Here is a 16803-nt window from a genome sequence, read left to right as displayed (position 1 = left end):
CAACTGGATAATATCCATGCTGGCGATTTTCACGTCCTCATTTGAAATGATATTTATCCAAAAAGGGAATCCCCGATATAGCCACCCTTTTTTACACCTGGTAAACAAGCGAACATGGCACTGCCCCTGTGAACGATATATTCGTTGAGCTTATCATTTTTCGCCAGTCGCTCTTGTATGGGAATGAATTGTTTACTTGGATTTCGCTGAAAACAAATGAATAGCAAGCCGGCATTGAAGCTACCTGTTTTAGGATCCATTCCATCTGCATACGAATATGGACGCCGCAATATCTTTGCTTTTCCGTCCCCCCTGGAGAGACTCATATGTGAATCTTCCGGAATGATCCGATTTCCATTTGGGTCTTTAGCTTCGAGATCCACGGTATCGAACTCATTTTTCATTCCTAGTGGAGCTCCACTGTCGCGATGACGGCCAAACGTATTTTCCTGTTCTTTCAATATAGTCCGGTCCCAAACTTCAATGTACATCTGGATTCGCCGCACCACCATATAACTGCCTCCAACAAGCCAGTCAGGACCGTCCTCGCCCTTCACCCAAATATGCTCATTCATTTCATTATCATCATTCGTATCCGGATTGACGGTCCCATCCTTAAACCCGAATAAGTTCCGCGGTGTCGTTTTTTGTGAATCGGCTTGCTTAGTCCGTTGAAAACCTGTTTGTGCCCAATGAATGATCACTTTCCCTCTGCCGATCCTCACTAAGTTCCGGACGGCATGGAAAGCCACTTGAAGATCATCTGCACATGCTTGAATACAAATATCCCCACCGCTCCATTCTTCTTCTAAAGCATCTAAAGGGAATTGGGGCAGGTCCTTTAATTCAGCAGGTCTTTTTGATTTCAAACCAAATCGATCTTTGCCATCCTTCGAAAACAGGGTCGGACCCACTCCAAACGTGATCGTTAAATTGGAGGGTGATAATTCTTTCGCTTCCCCCGTATCCTTTGGGGGCATATTCGTATTAAGTGATGTATCACCAATCAAATTCCCCGCTGTCATCTGAGCCGCAGCCTCTGTCCAATCCTTAAATAACTGGATTAAGTCCGATCTTTTATCCGTGGTTACCTCCATTGATGCGAAGTAAAGGTTATCTTGCGCCTCAGTGGTGATACCAGCTTGATGCGCTCCATAAAAAGGAACAATATCCTTAGTTTGTCCCTTTGCCCTTTGTTCAGAAAGTGTCAGCAGACCGCCAAATCCAGAAGCTCCTATCGCGACTCCGATTCCACCAACCCCTGCCGTTTTCAACATCTTTCGACGACTCACTTTTTTTGTAAAAAGTCCGGTTTCATCTTTCGGCGTATGTTCTTTCAATTAAGATTCCTCCGTTACAATCCCTATTTGCGAAAGTGGTTCAGCCAATGCATCAATTGCTTGACTTAAATCCTTGACTTCAGATTCCTTTAAATCCGTATATGAGATGTAGCCATCCCCTTCCTTATGCTTTTCAAGCAAGCCGTATACATCGTCAAAACGTTGTTGGATTTCCGCAGCTAGCTTCGCATCCTTTTCTTTCAGCGCTGGAGTAAGCAGATCATAGATTTTTTCTGCACCTTCAACATTTGCCACGAAGTCATATAAATCGGTATGGGAGTATCTGTCCTCTTCTCCTGTCACTTTACTCGTGGAAACTTCATTCAATAAATCCACCGCACCGGTGATCAACAAATCAGGTGTTACCTCAACCGTTTCAACTTTGGCTCGAAGCAAATTGACGTCACTCATTAATTGTTCTGCATACTTTTCGTAGCCCTTCGTTGTATTTTCTTGCCATAGCCCCATTTCAATCCTATGGTAACCGCCCCAGTCTTCATCTTTGACATCCCCTTCACGCGCATCGATTTTGGGATCAAGATCCCCAAATACTTCAGCGATTGGTTCCGCTCTCTCATAATGCATACGGGCTGGTGCGTATAATTCCTTCGCTTTTTCAATATCACCGGCAGATACGGCCTCAGTGAATTCTTCCGTTGCGTTTACGAACTCTTCTATTTCACCGATGGCATATTCCCGGTACTCGCTAGATACATCATCAAACTTACTCGCACTTGCTTTTTTGGCCTTATCATCTGCCGGCTTGGCTTCTTCCTTTTCCTGCGCACAGCCAAATAATAGGCTGGTTGATAGTAAGACCGCTAATGACGCCTTTGCTTTTTTCATAGTGTATTCTCCCTTTGAAATGATTTGTAGATTCATATTAACAGATAATGAAAATCATTATCAATATATATTTTACTGGAAACGTGACATTGTTCATTCTCTTTTAAATAAATTTCACTCTACTCCTTTTATTATTGATAAGAAACTGCCAGCTGGCTAAAAATAAAAAAGGCAGCCTGCATACTGGCTACCTTTCCCGCTCACTCATTAATTTGTCATTTTCTTTGTCCATGATTTTTGTGATATCCTCAACAAATTGATTGATCAATATTAGCTCTTGCTCATTATAAGCTGAGCATAATTCTTTTGTGGCCATAGAGAGCGATTGATAGTGCGATTTAATCTGTTCCTGCCTTTCCGGTATCGGCATAATCATGACCTTTCTTCCGTCCAATTGATCTCGTTCCCTTTTAACATAACCCGACTTCTCAAGGCGATTGATCAGTGCCGTAACCGAACCCGTGCTCAATCCTGTAATTTTGGATAATTCACCGGCGGTAATCGGTCCTGTTTCATTCAATATTTCAGCACTCTTTAAGTCCGTATGGGACACCCCTATTTTCTGGGCCATATTTTGTTGAAATAACACGGATCTCATTCCATACCGCTGCAATCTGTGTGTTAAACTCTCTAACAGAGCTGAATTCACCCTATTATCGCTTGACATAAAATGCCACCCCTTTTACACTTGAATTTATCTTGATTATCAAGATAAATGTTTTGTTTCATCTTAACGTTACCCTTCAACCATGTAAAGGAAATTCATGAGCAGGTTGATATGAAGGAGGAAAATAAATGAACGTTCAAAAAAAACAAAAATTCATTGTTGCCGGTTTGCTGGGTATCTTGATGTCAGCAATGGATAATACGATTGTTGCGACTGCTATGGGAACGATCGTTTCTGATTTAGGCGGATTTGATAAGTTTGTATGGGTGACATCTGCCTATATGGTCGCCACGATGGCAAGTATGCCGATATTCGGTAAGCTTTCGGACATGTATGGAAGAAAGAGGTTTTTTATTTTCGGACTTATAGTCTTTTTGATTGGTTCCGCATTATGCGGCATGGCTCAGAGCATCGTGCAGTTAAGTATCTTCCGTGCAATCCAAGGGATCGGCGGAGGCGCCCTGATGCCTATAGCCTTTACGATCATTTTTGATATTTTCCCACCTGAAAAACGGGGAAAATTAACTGGCCTTTTCGGTGCTGTATTTGGGGCATCAAGCGTATTGGGACCACTTTTAGGTGCCTATATTACCGAATACTCCAGCTGGCACTGGATTTTCTACGTCAATGTTCCGATTGGGATCATTTCTTTATTTTTCATCTGGAATTATTACAAGGAGTCACCCAACACCCGAGAGCAAAAAATTGATTGGGGTGGCGCAGCAACTCTCGTCATTGCCGTTATCAGCTTAATGTTCGCTCTCGAACTGGGCGGGGAGTATGGCTGGAGTTCCTCTCCCATCATAGGCCTGTTTGCCAGTTTTGTGGTTTTCTTCGTTTCATTTTTCTTTTTCGAAAAAAGAGCAAAAGATCCAATCATTTCATTATGGCTGTTTAAAAGGCGATTATTTGCCACTTCTCAGATTTTAGCCATTCTTTATGGCGGTACATTCATTATATTAACCGTCTATATCCCGATTTTCGTGCAGGCAGTTTACGGTGGTTCCGCAACAAATGCCGGACTGATCCTAACTCCCATGATGCTTGGTTCTGTATTCGGCAGTGCAATTGGCGGGATATTCAATACAAAGACAAGCTTTCGTAACTTAATGACGATTTCCGTCATCTGTTATTTTGCAGGAATGCTTTTATTAGGGACCATCACCCCTGATACCAGCAGGACTTTATTAACTTTGTACATGATTTTGACTGGATTTGGCATGGGCTTTTCCTTCTCCCTCTTACCTATAGCATCCATCCACAACTTGGAACCTAGATTCCGGGGGTCGGCCAACTCAACAAACTCCTTCCTTCGTTCTTTTGGGATGACACTCGGTGTAACGATTTATGGAGCGATTCAGAACAATGTATTCACAAGTAAAATGACGGATGCGTTTAAAGGAATGCAAGGAAGTCCGGATACAGCCGGATTGATGGAGGATCCACGCCAGCTCTTCCAATCGGATGCACGTGCCGAGATTCCTGACTTTATCCTGGATAAAATCGTTCATGCGATGTCCGATTCGATATCAATGATATTCACCTTAGCCCTAATACCGATCGGTCTTGCAGCCATCACTGTGTTCTTCATGGGAAAAACAAGGGTGGAAACACCTTCGAAAGAGGAATCATTACAATAAATAAAAGCGCTGGAATTCCAGCGCTTTTTGTTTTTCTATATAGGAGGTAAAGTTTGCCGAAAAATCATTCCACTACTAAAATACAAGTAACACATTCACATACCGAGGTGAGAAGTTTGAAGATCGTATGTTTTGGAGACAGTTTAACCAGAGGCATTTCTTATGTTAGGGGGCGCCTTCGCATCATTAAAGAAAATTACCCGAACTCTTTAGCTAAGCTAACGGAATCATTGCCATTCGTCGAGGTTTTGAATAAAGGGGGTTTCAATGACAACTCCGACCTGTTGGTTAGCCGGATCGAGAAAGACGTCATGTCTGAAAATCCCGATATCGTATTAATAGAGGTCGGTGGAAACGACTGTAACTTTCATTGGGACGAAGTGGCCAAGAATCCAGATGGTGACCATGAGCCCATCGTTCCAATCGAACGCTACCTGGAAAATATCACACAACTTGTCAAGCAGGTTCAGGACAAGCATATTACCCCTTTCCTTTTAACTCTTCCGCCACTGGATCCTGCCAGATATTACAGATCCATCGCCGATAAGTTCGGTCATTCAATCGGGCATTTCGTTTCCCATGTCGGCGGTATTGAACATTGGCATGGGATGTATAATCGCCAATTGAAAAGCCTTGCAGAGGAACTAAAGGTGCCTTTGATCGACGTCCGTTCCTATATTAAATCCTCCGGTGACTTGGGTCCCTTGATTAGCGATGATGGCATCCACCTCACTTCAGAAGGATACCAGCAAATGAGCCTGGCCATTTTCAGTGATTTGCGGAAGCATATGGAAGAAGATAGGTTTACTCAGCCATAAAACGGTAAAAAGGCAAAGCATGGCGCTTTGCCTTTTTGGGTTTTACAGACTTTTCACTTCCACGTTTTCCGGAAGCTTGAAAGGGTTTTCGGTATTGATCCGGTCATAAAACATCATCCCGTTCAAATGATCTAGCTCATGTTGAAACACGATTGCAGCAAAGCCCTTCAGCCGCATTTCTATTTCCTCACCATTACCGTCCAAAGCTTTGATTTTAACCCGTTCATAACGCGGTACATATCCTTTAATATCACGGTCGACAGAAAGGCAGCCTTCACTTTGCGGTAAATAGATCATTGTTGCGGAATGGCTGATGATTTTCGGATTCACAAGGGCATATTCAAACAGCTTCCCCTTTTCGTCGGGAAAATACATGACGAACATGCGTTTATTCAAGCCTATCTGATTGGCAGATAACCCAACTCCTTCACGCAAGTTGAACTTCTTTTGGAGTTTTGGATCCTGACTGTTTTTCAGGTATTGCATCATGCATTCCAGCGTTTCACGATCTTCATCCGAAATCGGCAGGCTAACTTCATCCGTTACCTGACGCAGAATGGGATCCCCTTCTCTAACGATATCCTTCATCGTAATCATATAGTCTTTTATAAATTTACTCATAGAACTTCACACTCTTCTACCATTTTATTTTTTCATGACTTAGACCATTTCACTTTAGCATTTCGCATTTAAAAAGTCTAATATGCCGGTTAGATTAAATATTTCTAATTTCCGGACTCTTTAAACTCTCATATATAAGTGTTATTTCTTGCCTTTAACATTATTTACCTTTAATTTAAGGTACAAAGGCCTATAGATTACATGTTTAAAAATTTTATACTGAATATATATTCTTAAAGGAGATGAAAAATTGAACTCGAACTCTAAATTAGTTTCGAAATTGCTGCCGTTCCTTACGGCTCTCATTGTGATAATTGCTGGAATCAGTTGGTATGCTGTTACTCAGTCAAAGGATATGGTCATTCCTTTTTCATCCGTGGAAAAAACGATTAAAGCCCAAAATGGAGCTCTTGTCACCATTGAAGAAAAAAGAAATGGCACTCTTCACATCTCCACACCAGATGGAGAATACGTTTCCAGTATTCCTCCCAACAGTCAAATGATCAATAAACTTGTCGAAACTTATAACGTTCAATATTCTTTTTCATCAACTAATAAATCAGCATTATGGATTTTAGGCGGGTTAATGGCGGCTCTCGTCACAACCGGTGTCATTATACAGAAAAAATCAAAGGGCGGATTGCGGATCGGCAGCAAAAAACAAAGCCTTTCCACCCCAAAACCCCTGCCAGAGATAACTTTGGATGATGTAGGCGGTTTGCAATCCGAAATCAAACAGGAAATCCTTCAGACACTTACTACACTAAAGGAACCTGAACGTTCAGCTAAAATTGGAATTAAGCCGCCTCAAGGCATTTTATTATACGGCCCTCCTGGAACGGGGAAAACGCTGCTTGCACAGGCAATTGCAAAAGAGCTTGGTGCAAACTTCTTCTCAACGAGCGGTTCAGCCTTCAACGAAATGTTTGTTGGAGTCGGTGCAGCCCGAGTCCGCAGCCTTTTCCAAAATGCACGTAAGCAATCGCCAGCTGTCATTTTCATCGATGAAGTGGACGCATTGGCTGGTAAAAGGAAACCCCATGGCGGGGATGAAGGCGAAAAAACGTTAACCGAACTGCTTGTCCAATTGGATGGAGGCCATCCAAATGAAGGCATTTTATTCATTGCAGCGACCAACCGGAAAGATATGCTCGATGAGGCATTTCTACGTCCTGGCAGGATCGATTTCTCTTTCCAAGTCCCACTTCCGGATACACAAGGAAGAAAGGAAATCATCGATATCCATACGAAGGGAAAGCGTCTAGCGACAGATGTCCTGGCTTCCCTGGATGAGTTGGCTGAAAGTACATCCGGTTTCTCCGGCGCTGACTTAAGCTCCCTTTTCGATACTGCCTCACGTCATGCCCTGAGGAATGAACAGGATATAATTCGTAAACAGGATCTTGATTACGCCATTGACCGTACGATTCTTGGAGCGACATCACGTACCTTGAATGACGCGGATACGAAGCGGCGTGTGGCCATCCATGAAAGTGGACATGCCCTGATTGCTGCTTTGACAAAGCCTGGTTCCGTTAGAAAGGCGACCATCATTCCGCGTGGGGAAGCCCTTGGATATGTAGCGCCAATACCAAAAGAACTTCATCTGGCAACAGCCAGTGAATTGCTTGATCAAGTCAAAATGATCTTGGCAGGCGGCGTGGCGGAAAGAATGTATTTAGGGGAACATAGCATCGGTGTAGGCGGAGATGTACAGCAGGCGAAACATCTGCTGGAACAAATGGTCGATACCGGAATGCTTCAAGATGGATTCACCCTCACCTTCAATAAAGGTGAGAAGGAGCAAAAGATGCAGGAATTATTCACGAAAGCGATTCAGGAAACGGAAATGTTGATTGACTCGAATCGCCTACAGTATGAAGAGCTCGTTGAAGAGTTATTGAAAAAAGAGACACTTGAGGGAACTGAAGTTCAGCGTATCGTTGACGCTTCGGAAATAACCGGCATATGCTCGAATGCATAATACTCTTCCCACTAAGTCTTAAGAACTGATTTCCAGAGCCTGTTTGCAATAAACAGGCTCTTTTTTTCATATGTGGTATTGAGCCGCAAAGCCAATCTTTAATTAATATTTTATGTAGACAGTCCCTGTGCTGCTAGCAAAACAAAATGAAAGGGAGGTCACTGGCAAAATCACAGAGGCCTTCCTCTACCGGAAACCTGACTGAATGAGTTACTTATCCGCTTCTGACCTGTTTTACATCAAGGGATTTAGCCATATGTTGTTTCGGTATCTTGGCCTTAAAATCATCCTTTTTCAAACGCATCGCAAATAATAGGGCTATGACGAGCAAAGCCACAGAACCTAGGAGAGCAAATTGATAGGATATTAAAATAACATGGTGCTCCCCATTCGTTCCTATCGAGCTAGTGCCCATTTCCCCCAGAATGCTGGCTAGGATGGCTACACCAATGGCAGAGCCAATCCGGTTTTGGACATTGAACAATGTGGCCGCCATTCCCATCGAAGCAGAGTTGATATTGGTGAAAGTGGAAAACTGTACGGCCACAACAGTATGTCCCAAACAGATACCGACGCTAAATAATAAGGCACGAAGGAACCAGGGGTTGGCTGTCGGCCCGACAATGCTAATCAATGTATAAATGATGATTGTACCAAGCAGCCCTATCCGGATCACCTGATGTATGCCCAGTTTCTTCGTAGTCCAAGGCATCATCCGGGAGGCCACCATCAAACCTATAGCTTCCGGGAAAGTGGTCAGCCCGCTTTCTAAAGCTGAAGCATGAAGCGAACTTTGATACATTAACGGGAACACGAAGAGCATCCCCAATAAGCCCGCCATTGAAAATAATGAAATGATGCCCAATGTCCGAAACAATCGATCGGATAATAAACGCAAATCAAGCATCGGTTCGTTCACACGCAGCTCCAATAGAATAAATGAGAGAACAAGAACTGCACCGATAATTCCTGTATACATGATAACGGGGGAACCCCATCCTTTAGATGGTCCTAAGCTCATTGCATACATCAGCATGGAAAAGCCTGCAGCTGACAATAAGAATCCTGGAAGGTCCAATCTGCCAGCAGTTGATTCTTTATTTTCTTTTAAAAACCATACACCGAATATCAGGACCATAATTCCGAAAGGGACATTTATATAAAATGCCCAACGCCAAGACAGCTGCTCCGCAAGGAATCCGCCAACAATCGGACCAACAGCTGGTGCGAATGCTATGGGAAGCACAAGGGAACGGGACACCTTTGGGCGTTCTTCAACAGAGAACGTTCTAAATAATATGGCCATTCCAATTGGTGTAAGGATCCCGCCTCCTGCCCCCTGCAAAACCCTGAACAAATTCAAGGATTGAAGATTATTAGCGAATCCGCATAAAAAGGAGGCTGCCGTAAAGATACCCAATGCCATCAAGAAGATTTTCTTGGTTCCAAAACGATCCCCAAGCCACCCAGCTACCGGAAGGAATACAGCCAGGCTTACTAAATATCCTAAATTAATGCCACTGGCTGAAGAGGGATCAAGGTTAAATTCACTACTGATCGTTGGCAGGATCACATTGACAATCGTCCCGTCCATCGAAACCATGAACATCGCTATGACATAAACGATGCTAACTACTATTTTAGGGTCCATTTGTATCCTTACCTTCATTTTGTTCCATCAATGCTAGCAACTAGTTTTATGTATTTCCAGCAGTCCTCTCGATATATCAATGACCAGCCTTCTGGAATAACCAAAAAGGTGGGCCAAAGGGAATTTCGACCTTCTTCAATTATAAATTCATTGTAGATCCCATTTTCATTCACGAAACGGTTGGTCATCAGTCATTGTCCTCCTTCATAATTTTTTCAAATTCTCGATAGTGAATGTTTGTTAGCAATCTCCTAGCCAACCAATAATGATAATCATTATCAATCATAATCTATAGGTAATGATATATATTTATAACTTACTGGTCAAGTGCCTTCCGTGGATTTACTGAGAAAGTCCTATTTCTTACCAGTCACATTTCTCTTCAAAGCAAAACGCAAAGCCCTGTTAATCAAAGGCGGCAAAACTGAAAGATGCCCTTCCCCTTCAAACTCGTTGAATTGAACATTCACTCTGCTATCCTTCAAGGATAATCGTTTTGATAATTCCAAAGCATTTTCATTCATCCCGCTTTTATGGTTGCCTTCCAGCTCCCCCACGCCAAGCAAAAAGGAAATATCACCATCCTTTCCTTGATTCAATCGGGAAAGAAACTTCTCCTCCTCCTCACGGAACCACTTTTTGTTCCAATGGAGAGATGGGCTTCCAGCCATTTCGGAACCGGCAGATCGCCAATCTATCCGGTGGTCAAAGACAAAAGGTTTGGCTGGCAATGGCTTTAGCACAGAAAACGGAGATTTTATTATTGGATGAGCCAACCACCTACCTTGATATGGCTCATCAACTAGAGGTTTTGCAAATAGTTGAAAAGCTTAATAAAGAACAAAAAATAACGACTGTCATGGTATTGCATGATATTAACCATGCGTCCCGGTTTTCACATGAAATCATAACGATGAAGGAAGGGGAAATCGTTAAAATCGGTACCCCGGGGGAAATCATCACACCTGCCGTTTTAGAGGAAGTCTTTCGTATTCATGCAAGGGTGATGATAGATCCGGCCAATGGGGCACCCGTTTGTTTTGGTTATGACAATTTATCACAGCAAGAAGTATATAAGAAGCCGTTTTATCCAATTGAAAGGTGTGGTTCGGAAAACGTATAATTCATCAAATGATATTCCCGAATCAACTGACCCAAACCAACACCTCCAACTCCTCAGGTATGGTTTCCATCTGAATTTTATAACATAGTTGATTGGAGAGGATGGTACGGGACTCCTGCGGGAAAAGCGCGTCTAGGGAGACCCCGCAGGCGCAAGCCGAGGAGGCTCCCCGACCGACCGCGGAAAGCGAGTGCCTGGATTGGAAATCAACATCCAAATTGTACTAGCCATAAAAAAACTGCAGGCAAACTCACTTTAGTTTGTCTACAGTCTAAAGTCAAAAGGGATGTCGACAAGTCGACACCCCTTTTTTAACCGTTTTATAGTTTTTCCAACTGGATGATATCTGGTGTATTTTGTTTCTGGATCCCTGACTTTTGCAACTTCACTGCCGTTCCTTCAGGTAAGTTAGTGAATATAATAGGAGTGACCGTTGATGGTGCATTCCGTTTAATGAAGTCTAAATCAATTTCCAAAAGAGGTGTTCCTTTTGTTATTCTTTGGCCTTCTTGAACAAGAGCTGTGAACCCTTCTCCATTTAATTTAACTGTATCTAAGCCAACATGGATCAGAATTTCCAGACCATTATCCATTTTCAATCCCAGTGCATGATTTGTCGGGAAGATACTTAGCACTTCCCCATCGATTGGGGATACTAGTTTTCCGTTGACCGGCTCGATAGCGAAGCCATCCCCCATCATTTTCATGGCAAACACTTGATCGGGAACTTGTTCTATCGGTAATACGGTTCCTTCAATTGGAAGGACAAAGTCATTTGCACCCAAAGCTTGGTTTTCCTCTACTATATCCTCTGCCACTTGTACAGATGGACCTGCTTTCACTTGGCTTGGATCGACGCCATTCTTGACAAGTTGTTTCATTGCATTTGCAACGAATTCAACATTCGTTCCAACAATGACCTGTACACTCGATTTATTCAACTTCATGACACCGCGCGCACCATGCCGTTTTAAGGCTGCTTCATTCACATTTCCTGAATCGGCCACTTGTAAACGCAAGCGTGTTGCACAGTTATCAATTAGCTTTATATTCTCTTTACCGCCAAGATCTTGAATGAAAAGCGATCCCATATCGGTATATTTATCCCCTGTTTTTACAATTGTTTCTTCTTCCACTTCTTCCTCATCGTCTTCACGGCCTGGTGTTTTTAAATCCATGATCTTGATGACAAAATAGAAAATCACGAAGTAAACTGCCGCGTATATCAATCCAATCGGAATTAACCATAGCGGTTTTTGCGCAATACCAAAGTTCAAGAAATAATCAATGGCTCCTGCGGAGAATCCAAACCCATGATGGATATCCAATATAACAGCAAGTGCCAGAGAGACCCCGGTTAAAAGGGCATGTATTACATATAACACCGGTGCGATGAACATGAACAGAAATTCAATCGGTTCAGTGATTCCTGTAAGGAAAGAAGTGAAAGCCAACCCAACAAGCATCCCTGTCACCAATTTACGTTTCTCTTTCTTAGCAGCTGCAATCATCGCTAATGCTGCAGCTGGAAGACCGAACATCATGATCGGGAAAAAGCCGGTCATGAAGGGCCCAGCAGTCGGGTCCCCTGCGAAGAAACGATTTATATCACCCGTCGCTCCATTGTACTCACCAAAGACGAACCAAACCATACTATTCAAGACATGATGCAATCCTACTGGAAGCAATAAGCGATTCAATACGCCGAATACGCCGGCACCCAATGCCCCTGCACCTGTAATCCAGTCACCGACACTATTTATTACATCTTGAATCGGAGGCCACACAAAACCGAATATTCCCGCAAGTATGATCATCGCAAGCGAAGTGATGATCGGGACGAATCGTTTCCCTGAAAAGAATCCAAGCCATTCAGGGAGTCTTATGTCGGAGTATCTATTATATAGAAGAGCTGCAACTATACCCGATATAATACCGCCTAAAACAGCCATGTTGATTTCTTTATCAATCGCTTGTGTACCATTCGTTAATACAAAGTATCCAACAAGGCCTGATAATGCCGCAGCGCCACTTCCATCTTTGGATAATCCTATCGCTATTCCCAAGGCGAACAATATCGCAAGGTTATCGAATATCGCCTTTCCAGCTGCGGCAATAAAGGCAATATCAAGTAAATCCGGTTGCCCTAAACGAAGCAATAACGCGGCTGCTGGTAAAACGGCAATCGGTAACATTAAAGCTTTCCCAATCTTTTGTAAAAAATTTAACATCGAACTCATCTCCCTTGTACCTAACTTCTTTGATCAACAACAAGATGTATTAAGCGTTTTCATTTTATCAATATAATAACTTTTCTTTGGGATTATACTAGCACAGAAAATATATAGATGTCTATACCAATTTACTTGTAAATATACTATATTCTTCGAAAACAAAGTAAAAATATCATTTTTGTTCTTGATACTCCTTAACTGGTCTAGACAACTTTTAATAAAAACGATAAAATGAGGGCAAAATATATGAGACCATTTCATGACTCATTCATTAAGTTTTACTTTCATAAAGGAGATTATGTATGAAAACATTCATTATTAATAATCTAATGGTTTACAGCGAAAAGGAAACATACAAAAATGGATTCATTAAAGTCGTGGATGGAAAAATTGCCGAAGTTGGTCCAGCCAGCCAATACAAACAGGACGATGATGCCAAGGTGATTACTCTTTCACCGGATTATCAGGTAATTCCCGGTGCCATCGACATTCATATTCACGGAGCATCCAATTCCGATGCAATGGATGCCACACATGACGCATTATCCACAATGGCAAAGACCCTTCCTAAAGAAGGAACCACCAGCTTTCTGGCCACTACAATGACCCAATCCACCCAAGCCATTGAATCAGCACTTCTTAATGCTGGTAAATATATCGAGAATCAAACTCAAGAACACGCTGAAATAGTTGGAATTCATTTAGAAGGTCCTTTCATTTCACCGGCCCGTAAAGGAGCACAGCCTGAGGATTATATCGTTGATCCCGATGTAACTCTATTTAAAAGATGGCAGGAAATGGCCGAAAATCAAATCAGACTTGTAACGCTTGCTCCTGAACAACCTAACGGATTAGATCTTGCCGCCCACTTAAGGGGAACTGGCGTCGTCGCCTCCATCGGCCATTCAGATGCAACATATGACCAAATAGATGAAGCAATCCAGGCAGGGACTACCCACGTTACACATCTTTATAATGGGATGCGTGGACTCCATCACCGCGAACCAGGTGTTTTGGGAGCTGCTTATCTTCGAGACGAGCTATATGTTGAACTTATTGCTGACGGCATTCACTGCAGGCCGGAAATGATCAAGCTGGCATATAAACAAATTACCAGCGAACGAATGATACTGATAACGGACTCGCTTCGTGCCAAATGGCTTGAAAAGGGAACCTATGATTTAGGTGGTCAGCCTGTTAATGTTGACGAAACTAAAGCAACGCTTTCAGACGGCACACTAGCCGGCAGTATATTGAAAATGAACGATGCCATCAAGAACACAATGAAATATACCGATTGTTCCATGACTGACATTATAAAAATGACGGCGGAAAACCCTGCCAAACAACTTCGGATTTTTGATAGAAAAGGAAGCATCCAGGTCGGCAAAGACGCAGATCTTGTAATATTGAATCACCGCTTGGACGTCGAAATGACGTTCTGCAGAGGAAATTTAGCTTTTAAAAAGGAGAATGTATAATGAATATCATACAAGTGCAGGACTACACGGAAATGAGCCGGAAAGCTGCAGAAATAGTGATCGGAAAAGTCAAAGGAAATCCAAATATCAAATTGGGCCTTGCAACAGGCGGTACCCCTAAAGGAATGTACGATAATTTGATTGAAGATCACGTGCGCAATCATACTTCATATGAACATGTAACGTCTTTTAATCTTGACGAGTATATCGGCTTAAAACCAAATGATCCAAACAGTTACCATTTTTATATGGATGACTCCTTATTCACTCACATCAATATAAATAAAGAGCGTACTCACCTGCCTAATGGCACAGCCGATGACACGAACGGAGAATGTCAACGGTATGACGAAATGATTGATTCCGTGGGTGGGATCGATCTTCAGATACTTGGCATTGGCCAAAATGGCCATATTGGTTTTAATGAACCTGGAACTTCCTTCACATCCGGGACACATGTCGTGACACTTGAAGATTCAACGCGCCAAGCGAATGCACGTTATTTCGACTCCATAGACGAAGTTCCGACACATGCCGTTACGATGGGCATTTCAACAATCATGAAAAGCAAAGAAATTCTGCTGCTGATTTCTGGTGAAGAAAAAGCCGAAACACTGAAGAAATTGATACACGGTGACATTTCCGAGGAATTTCCTGCATCTATCCTAAAAAAACATAATAGTGTTACAATTATCGCAGACCAAAAAGCGTTATCCGGAGTGATAATACCCTAAAGGAGCGAAAGTCGATGATTGATAAAAACTCACCTCTTCCGATTTATTTTCAAATCGAAGAACAAATAAAAAGAAAAATAGAAAACGGTGAGTTCCAAGCGCACGATGCCCTTCCATCTGAACGTGAATATGCCGAGCAATTCGAAATTAGCCGGATGACCGTCCGCCAAGCCATAAATAATTTGGTGAATGACGGATACTTATACCGTCAGAAAGGAAGGGGAACCTTTGTCGCCGATAAGAAATTGGAGCAGCAGCTCAATGGGCTGACCAGTTTTACCGAGGACATGAAGGCCAGGGGATTAAATCCAAGCAGCAAGCTGCTGAGCTTTGAAATCATTCCGGCTGATAAGAAGATTGCCAGTGAATTGCACATTTCCCTTTATGCTCCCGTTTATGAAATAAAACGCATTCGGTTGGCTGATGATGTTCCAATGGCGCTCGAGACCGTGTACATGTCTGCCAATTTAATTAAAGGATTAACGGAGGAAATCATTAACCTTTCCCTTTACCAGTATGTGGAGAACTACGTTAAACTAAAAATAGACTATGCTTCACAAACGTTGGAATCATCGATTGCTTCTGAATTGGAAGTGACCCATTTAGCAATTCCAAAGCACTCACCCATATTATTCATTCAAAGGAATACGTTCTTAATAGACGGAACTCCCCTTGAATATGTTAAATCGGCTTATCGTGCGGACAGGTATAAGTTCACTATCAACATTAGCAGATAAAATTGAATATTTTCATCACTATAGTCTTTTAATTGCCAAAGGTAATCGGAGGGTGTCACATAAATGAACTCATACTTTGAAGAAGTGCAGGCATTACTCACAATTGTGGGAGAACAGGAAAAGCAATCAATTAAGGAATCTGTGGAACATATTTCAAAAGCAGTCATGTCGGATGGGATCATCCATCTATTCGGGAGCGGGCACTCCCACATTTTGACCGAAGAGGTATTCTACCGGGCAGGTGGGTTAGCCGCAATTCGTCCAATTTTCGTTGAAGATCTAATGCTTTTTAAAGGAGCTTCAAGGTCATCCCAACTTGAACGCCAAAATGACCTATCAGAGAAATTCATGCATGATGAAGATATCCGTCCTGGTGATGTCTGTATTGTCATTTCGTCATCCGGCGTAAATCCCGTTCCGATAGATGTTGCCACTATCGCAAAAGAAAAAGGGGCATTCGTCATTGGACTAACATCACCGGAGTATGCAAAAAGTTGTTCTTCACGGCATAAACAGAAGCATTATCTCCACGATGTCGTTGATTTGGTCATAGACAATCATATTGCCAAAGGTGACACATTACTGAAATCAAATAATATACCTTTTGGTTCCGGATCGACCGTGGTCGGGGCCGTTCTCCTCAATATGGTTTTCACGCAAGTCATCCAAACGATTATTGAATCGGGGGAAACCCCTCCCGTATTCCTAAGCAGTAATATCGAAGGGGCAGATGAACACAATCAAAAGATCATCGCGAAATATAAAACAAGAATCCCCCAATTATGAAATGGAATACATAGTTTTTTTGTTTCGGTTGTTTATTTCATACTGTAGGCAAACTTGAACTGCCCCGTAAATGTTAGACACCAAACTAACATTTACGGGGTGTTTTTTATGGCTAATTTTTCTGCCGAACAGAAAATATTC

General features: G+C 42.4%; 16 protein-coding genes. 8 read left to right on the top strand and 8 right to left on the bottom strand.

The window, feature by feature from the left end:
* Positions 1-53 precede the first annotated feature (53 nt).
* From efeB to ACZ9AO_RS25465, 3 genes are all read right to left on the bottom strand, one after another.
* On the bottom strand, positions 54-1340 hold the full coding sequence (gene efeB, locus ACZ9AO_RS25475) for an iron uptake transporter deferrochelatase/peroxidase subunit (protein WP_476111146.1): 1287 nt from the start codon (positions 1338-1340) through the stop codon (positions 54-56).
* Positions 1341-2186: an iron uptake system protein EfeO gene (gene efeO, locus ACZ9AO_RS25470; RefSeq protein WP_476111144.1), complete on the bottom strand. Its 846-nt coding sequence runs from the start codon at positions 2184-2186 to the stop codon at positions 1341-1343. It lies immediately after the preceding gene.
* Positions 2187-2373: 187 nt separating this feature from the next.
* Positions 2374-2853: a MarR family winged helix-turn-helix transcriptional regulator gene (locus ACZ9AO_RS25465; RefSeq protein WP_476111142.1), complete on the bottom strand. Its 480-nt coding sequence runs from the start codon at positions 2851-2853 to the stop codon at positions 2374-2376.
* Between the two features lie 128 nt (positions 2854-2981).
* Here ACZ9AO_RS25465 and ACZ9AO_RS25460 point away from each other — a divergent pair, with 128 nt between their 5' ends.
* On the top strand, positions 2982-4493 hold the full coding sequence (locus tag ACZ9AO_RS25460) for an MDR family MFS transporter (protein ID WP_476111140.1): 1512 nt from the start codon (positions 2982-2984) through the stop codon (positions 4491-4493).
* A 116-nt stretch (positions 4494-4609) separates the two neighbouring features.
* Positions 4610-5311 carry an SGNH/GDSL hydrolase family protein gene (locus ACZ9AO_RS25455; protein ID WP_476111156.1) on the top strand — a complete coding sequence of 234 codons (702 nt, stop codon included), beginning with the start codon at positions 4610-4612 and terminating at the stop codon, positions 5309-5311.
* A gap of 42 nt (positions 5312-5353) precedes the next feature.
* On the opposite strand, the gene def is transcribed toward ACZ9AO_RS25455, so the two are convergent.
* Complete coding sequence (gene def / locus ACZ9AO_RS25450; protein ID WP_048688779.1) at positions 5354-5932, bottom strand: peptide deformylase; 579 nt, start codon at positions 5930-5932, stop codon at positions 5354-5356.
* 250 nt (positions 5933-6182) lie between these two features.
* Here def and ACZ9AO_RS25445 point away from each other — a divergent pair, with 250 nt between their 5' ends.
* Positions 6183-7916: an AAA family ATPase gene (locus ACZ9AO_RS25445; protein WP_476111138.1), complete on the top strand. Its 1734-nt coding sequence runs from the start codon at positions 6183-6185 to the stop codon at positions 7914-7916.
* Positions 7917-8130: 214 nt separating this feature from the next.
* Here ACZ9AO_RS25445 and ACZ9AO_RS25440 read toward each other — a convergent pair whose 3' ends face one another.
* The 3 genes from ACZ9AO_RS25440 to ACZ9AO_RS25430 form a co-directional block, all read right to left on the bottom strand.
* Positions 8131-9585: a DHA2 family efflux MFS transporter permease subunit gene (locus tag ACZ9AO_RS25440; protein WP_476111136.1), complete on the bottom strand. Its 1455-nt coding sequence runs from the start codon at positions 9583-9585 to the stop codon at positions 8131-8133.
* Positions 9582-9755 (bottom strand): MbtH family NRPS accessory protein, encoded by a 174-nt coding sequence (locus ACZ9AO_RS25435; RefSeq protein WP_251543070.1) that lies wholly within the window; start codon positions 9753-9755, stop codon positions 9582-9584. Before ACZ9AO_RS25435 ends, ACZ9AO_RS25440 begins: the two co-directional genes overlap by 4 nt.
* Positions 9756-9923: 168 nt before the next feature.
* Complete coding sequence (locus ACZ9AO_RS25430; RefSeq protein WP_476111134.1) at positions 9924-10166, bottom strand: hypothetical protein; 243 nt, start codon at positions 10164-10166, stop codon at positions 9924-9926.
* A 56-nt stretch (positions 10167-10222) separates the two neighbouring features.
* Here ACZ9AO_RS25430 and ACZ9AO_RS25425 point away from each other — a divergent pair, with 56 nt between their 5' ends.
* Positions 10223-10690: an ABC transporter ATP-binding protein gene (locus ACZ9AO_RS25425; protein ID WP_476111132.1), complete on the top strand. Its 468-nt coding sequence runs from the start codon at positions 10223-10225 to the stop codon at positions 10688-10690.
* A gap of 320 nt (positions 10691-11010) precedes the next feature.
* Here the strand turns inward: ACZ9AO_RS25425 and nagE are convergent, their stop codons facing one another.
* A complete protein-coding gene (gene nagE, locus ACZ9AO_RS25420) occupies positions 11011-12921 on the bottom strand; it encodes an N-acetylglucosamine-specific PTS transporter subunit IIBC (RefSeq protein ID WP_251543067.1) in 1911 nt (636 codons plus the stop codon).
* A 305-nt stretch (positions 12922-13226) separates the two neighbouring features.
* On the opposite strand from nagE, the gene nagA reads away from it, so the two are divergent.
* From nagA to ACZ9AO_RS25400, 4 genes are all read left to right on the top strand, one after another.
* The gene (gene nagA / locus ACZ9AO_RS25415; RefSeq protein WP_251543064.1) at positions 13227-14405 is read left to right on the top strand and encodes an N-acetylglucosamine-6-phosphate deacetylase; all 1179 of its coding nucleotides are present in this window, start codon (positions 13227-13229) and stop codon (positions 14403-14405) included.
* Positions 14405-15139, top strand: a complete 735-nt coding sequence (nagB, locus tag ACZ9AO_RS25410; protein WP_098187324.1) for a glucosamine-6-phosphate deaminase — start codon at positions 14405-14407, stop codon at positions 15137-15139. The genes nagA and nagB overlap by 1 nt, the downstream gene beginning before the upstream one ends.
* A 14-nt stretch (positions 15140-15153) precedes the next feature.
* A complete protein-coding gene (locus tag ACZ9AO_RS25405; protein ID WP_034304859.1) occupies positions 15154-15876 on the top strand; it encodes a GntR family transcriptional regulator in 723 nt (240 codons plus the stop codon).
* 63 nt (positions 15877-15939) lie between these two features.
* Entirely contained in the window at positions 15940-16662 is a 723-nt protein-coding gene (locus tag ACZ9AO_RS25400) for an SIS domain-containing protein (protein WP_053537086.1), read from the top strand.
* Positions 16663-16803: the final 141 nt, after the last annotated feature.

The sequence above is a fragment of the Peribacillus sp. TE19612 genome, assembly GCF_056279465.1.
This window is presented reverse-complemented; position numbering and strand designations above follow the sequence as displayed.

Excerpts from the sequence above, each read along its gene's own strand:
- nagE (WP_251543067.1), bottom strand. The coding sequence starts at position 12,921 with ATGTTAAATTTTTTACAAAAGATTGGGAAAGCTTTAATGTTACCGATT.
- nagB (WP_098187324.1), top strand. The coding sequence starts at position 14,405 with ATGAATATCATACAAGTGCAGGACTACACGGAAATGAGCCGGAAAGCT.
- ACZ9AO_RS25400 (WP_053537086.1), top strand. The coding sequence starts at position 15,940 with ATGAACTCATACTTTGAAGAAGTGCAGGCATTACTCACAATTGTGGGA.
- ACZ9AO_RS25465 (WP_476111142.1), bottom strand. The coding sequence starts at position 2,853 with ATGTCAAGCGATAATAGGGTGAATTCAGCTCTGTTAGAGAGTTTAACA.
- nagA (WP_251543064.1), top strand. The coding sequence starts at position 13,227 with ATGAAAACATTCATTATTAATAATCTAATGGTTTACAGCGAAAAGGAA.
- ACZ9AO_RS25405 (WP_034304859.1), top strand. The coding sequence starts at position 15,154 with ATGATTGATAAAAACTCACCTCTTCCGATTTATTTTCAAATCGAAGAA.
- ACZ9AO_RS25425 (WP_476111132.1), top strand. The coding sequence starts at position 10,223 with ATGGGCTTCCAGCCATTTCGGAACCGGCAGATCGCCAATCTATCCGGT.
- efeO (WP_476111144.1), bottom strand. The coding sequence starts at position 2,186 with ATGAAAAAAGCAAAGGCGTCATTAGCGGTCTTACTATCAACCAGCCTA.
- ACZ9AO_RS25460 (WP_476111140.1), top strand. The coding sequence starts at position 2,982 with ATGAACGTTCAAAAAAAACAAAAATTCATTGTTGCCGGTTTGCTGGGT.
- def (WP_048688779.1), bottom strand. The coding sequence starts at position 5,932 with ATGAGTAAATTTATAAAAGACTATATGATTACGATGAAGGATATCGTT.
- ACZ9AO_RS25435 (WP_251543070.1), bottom strand. The coding sequence starts at position 9,755 with ATGACCAACCGTTTCGTGAATGAAAATGGGATCTACAATGAATTTATA.
- ACZ9AO_RS25440 (WP_476111136.1), bottom strand. The coding sequence starts at position 9,585 with ATGAAGGTAAGGATACAAATGGACCCTAAAATAGTAGTTAGCATCGTT.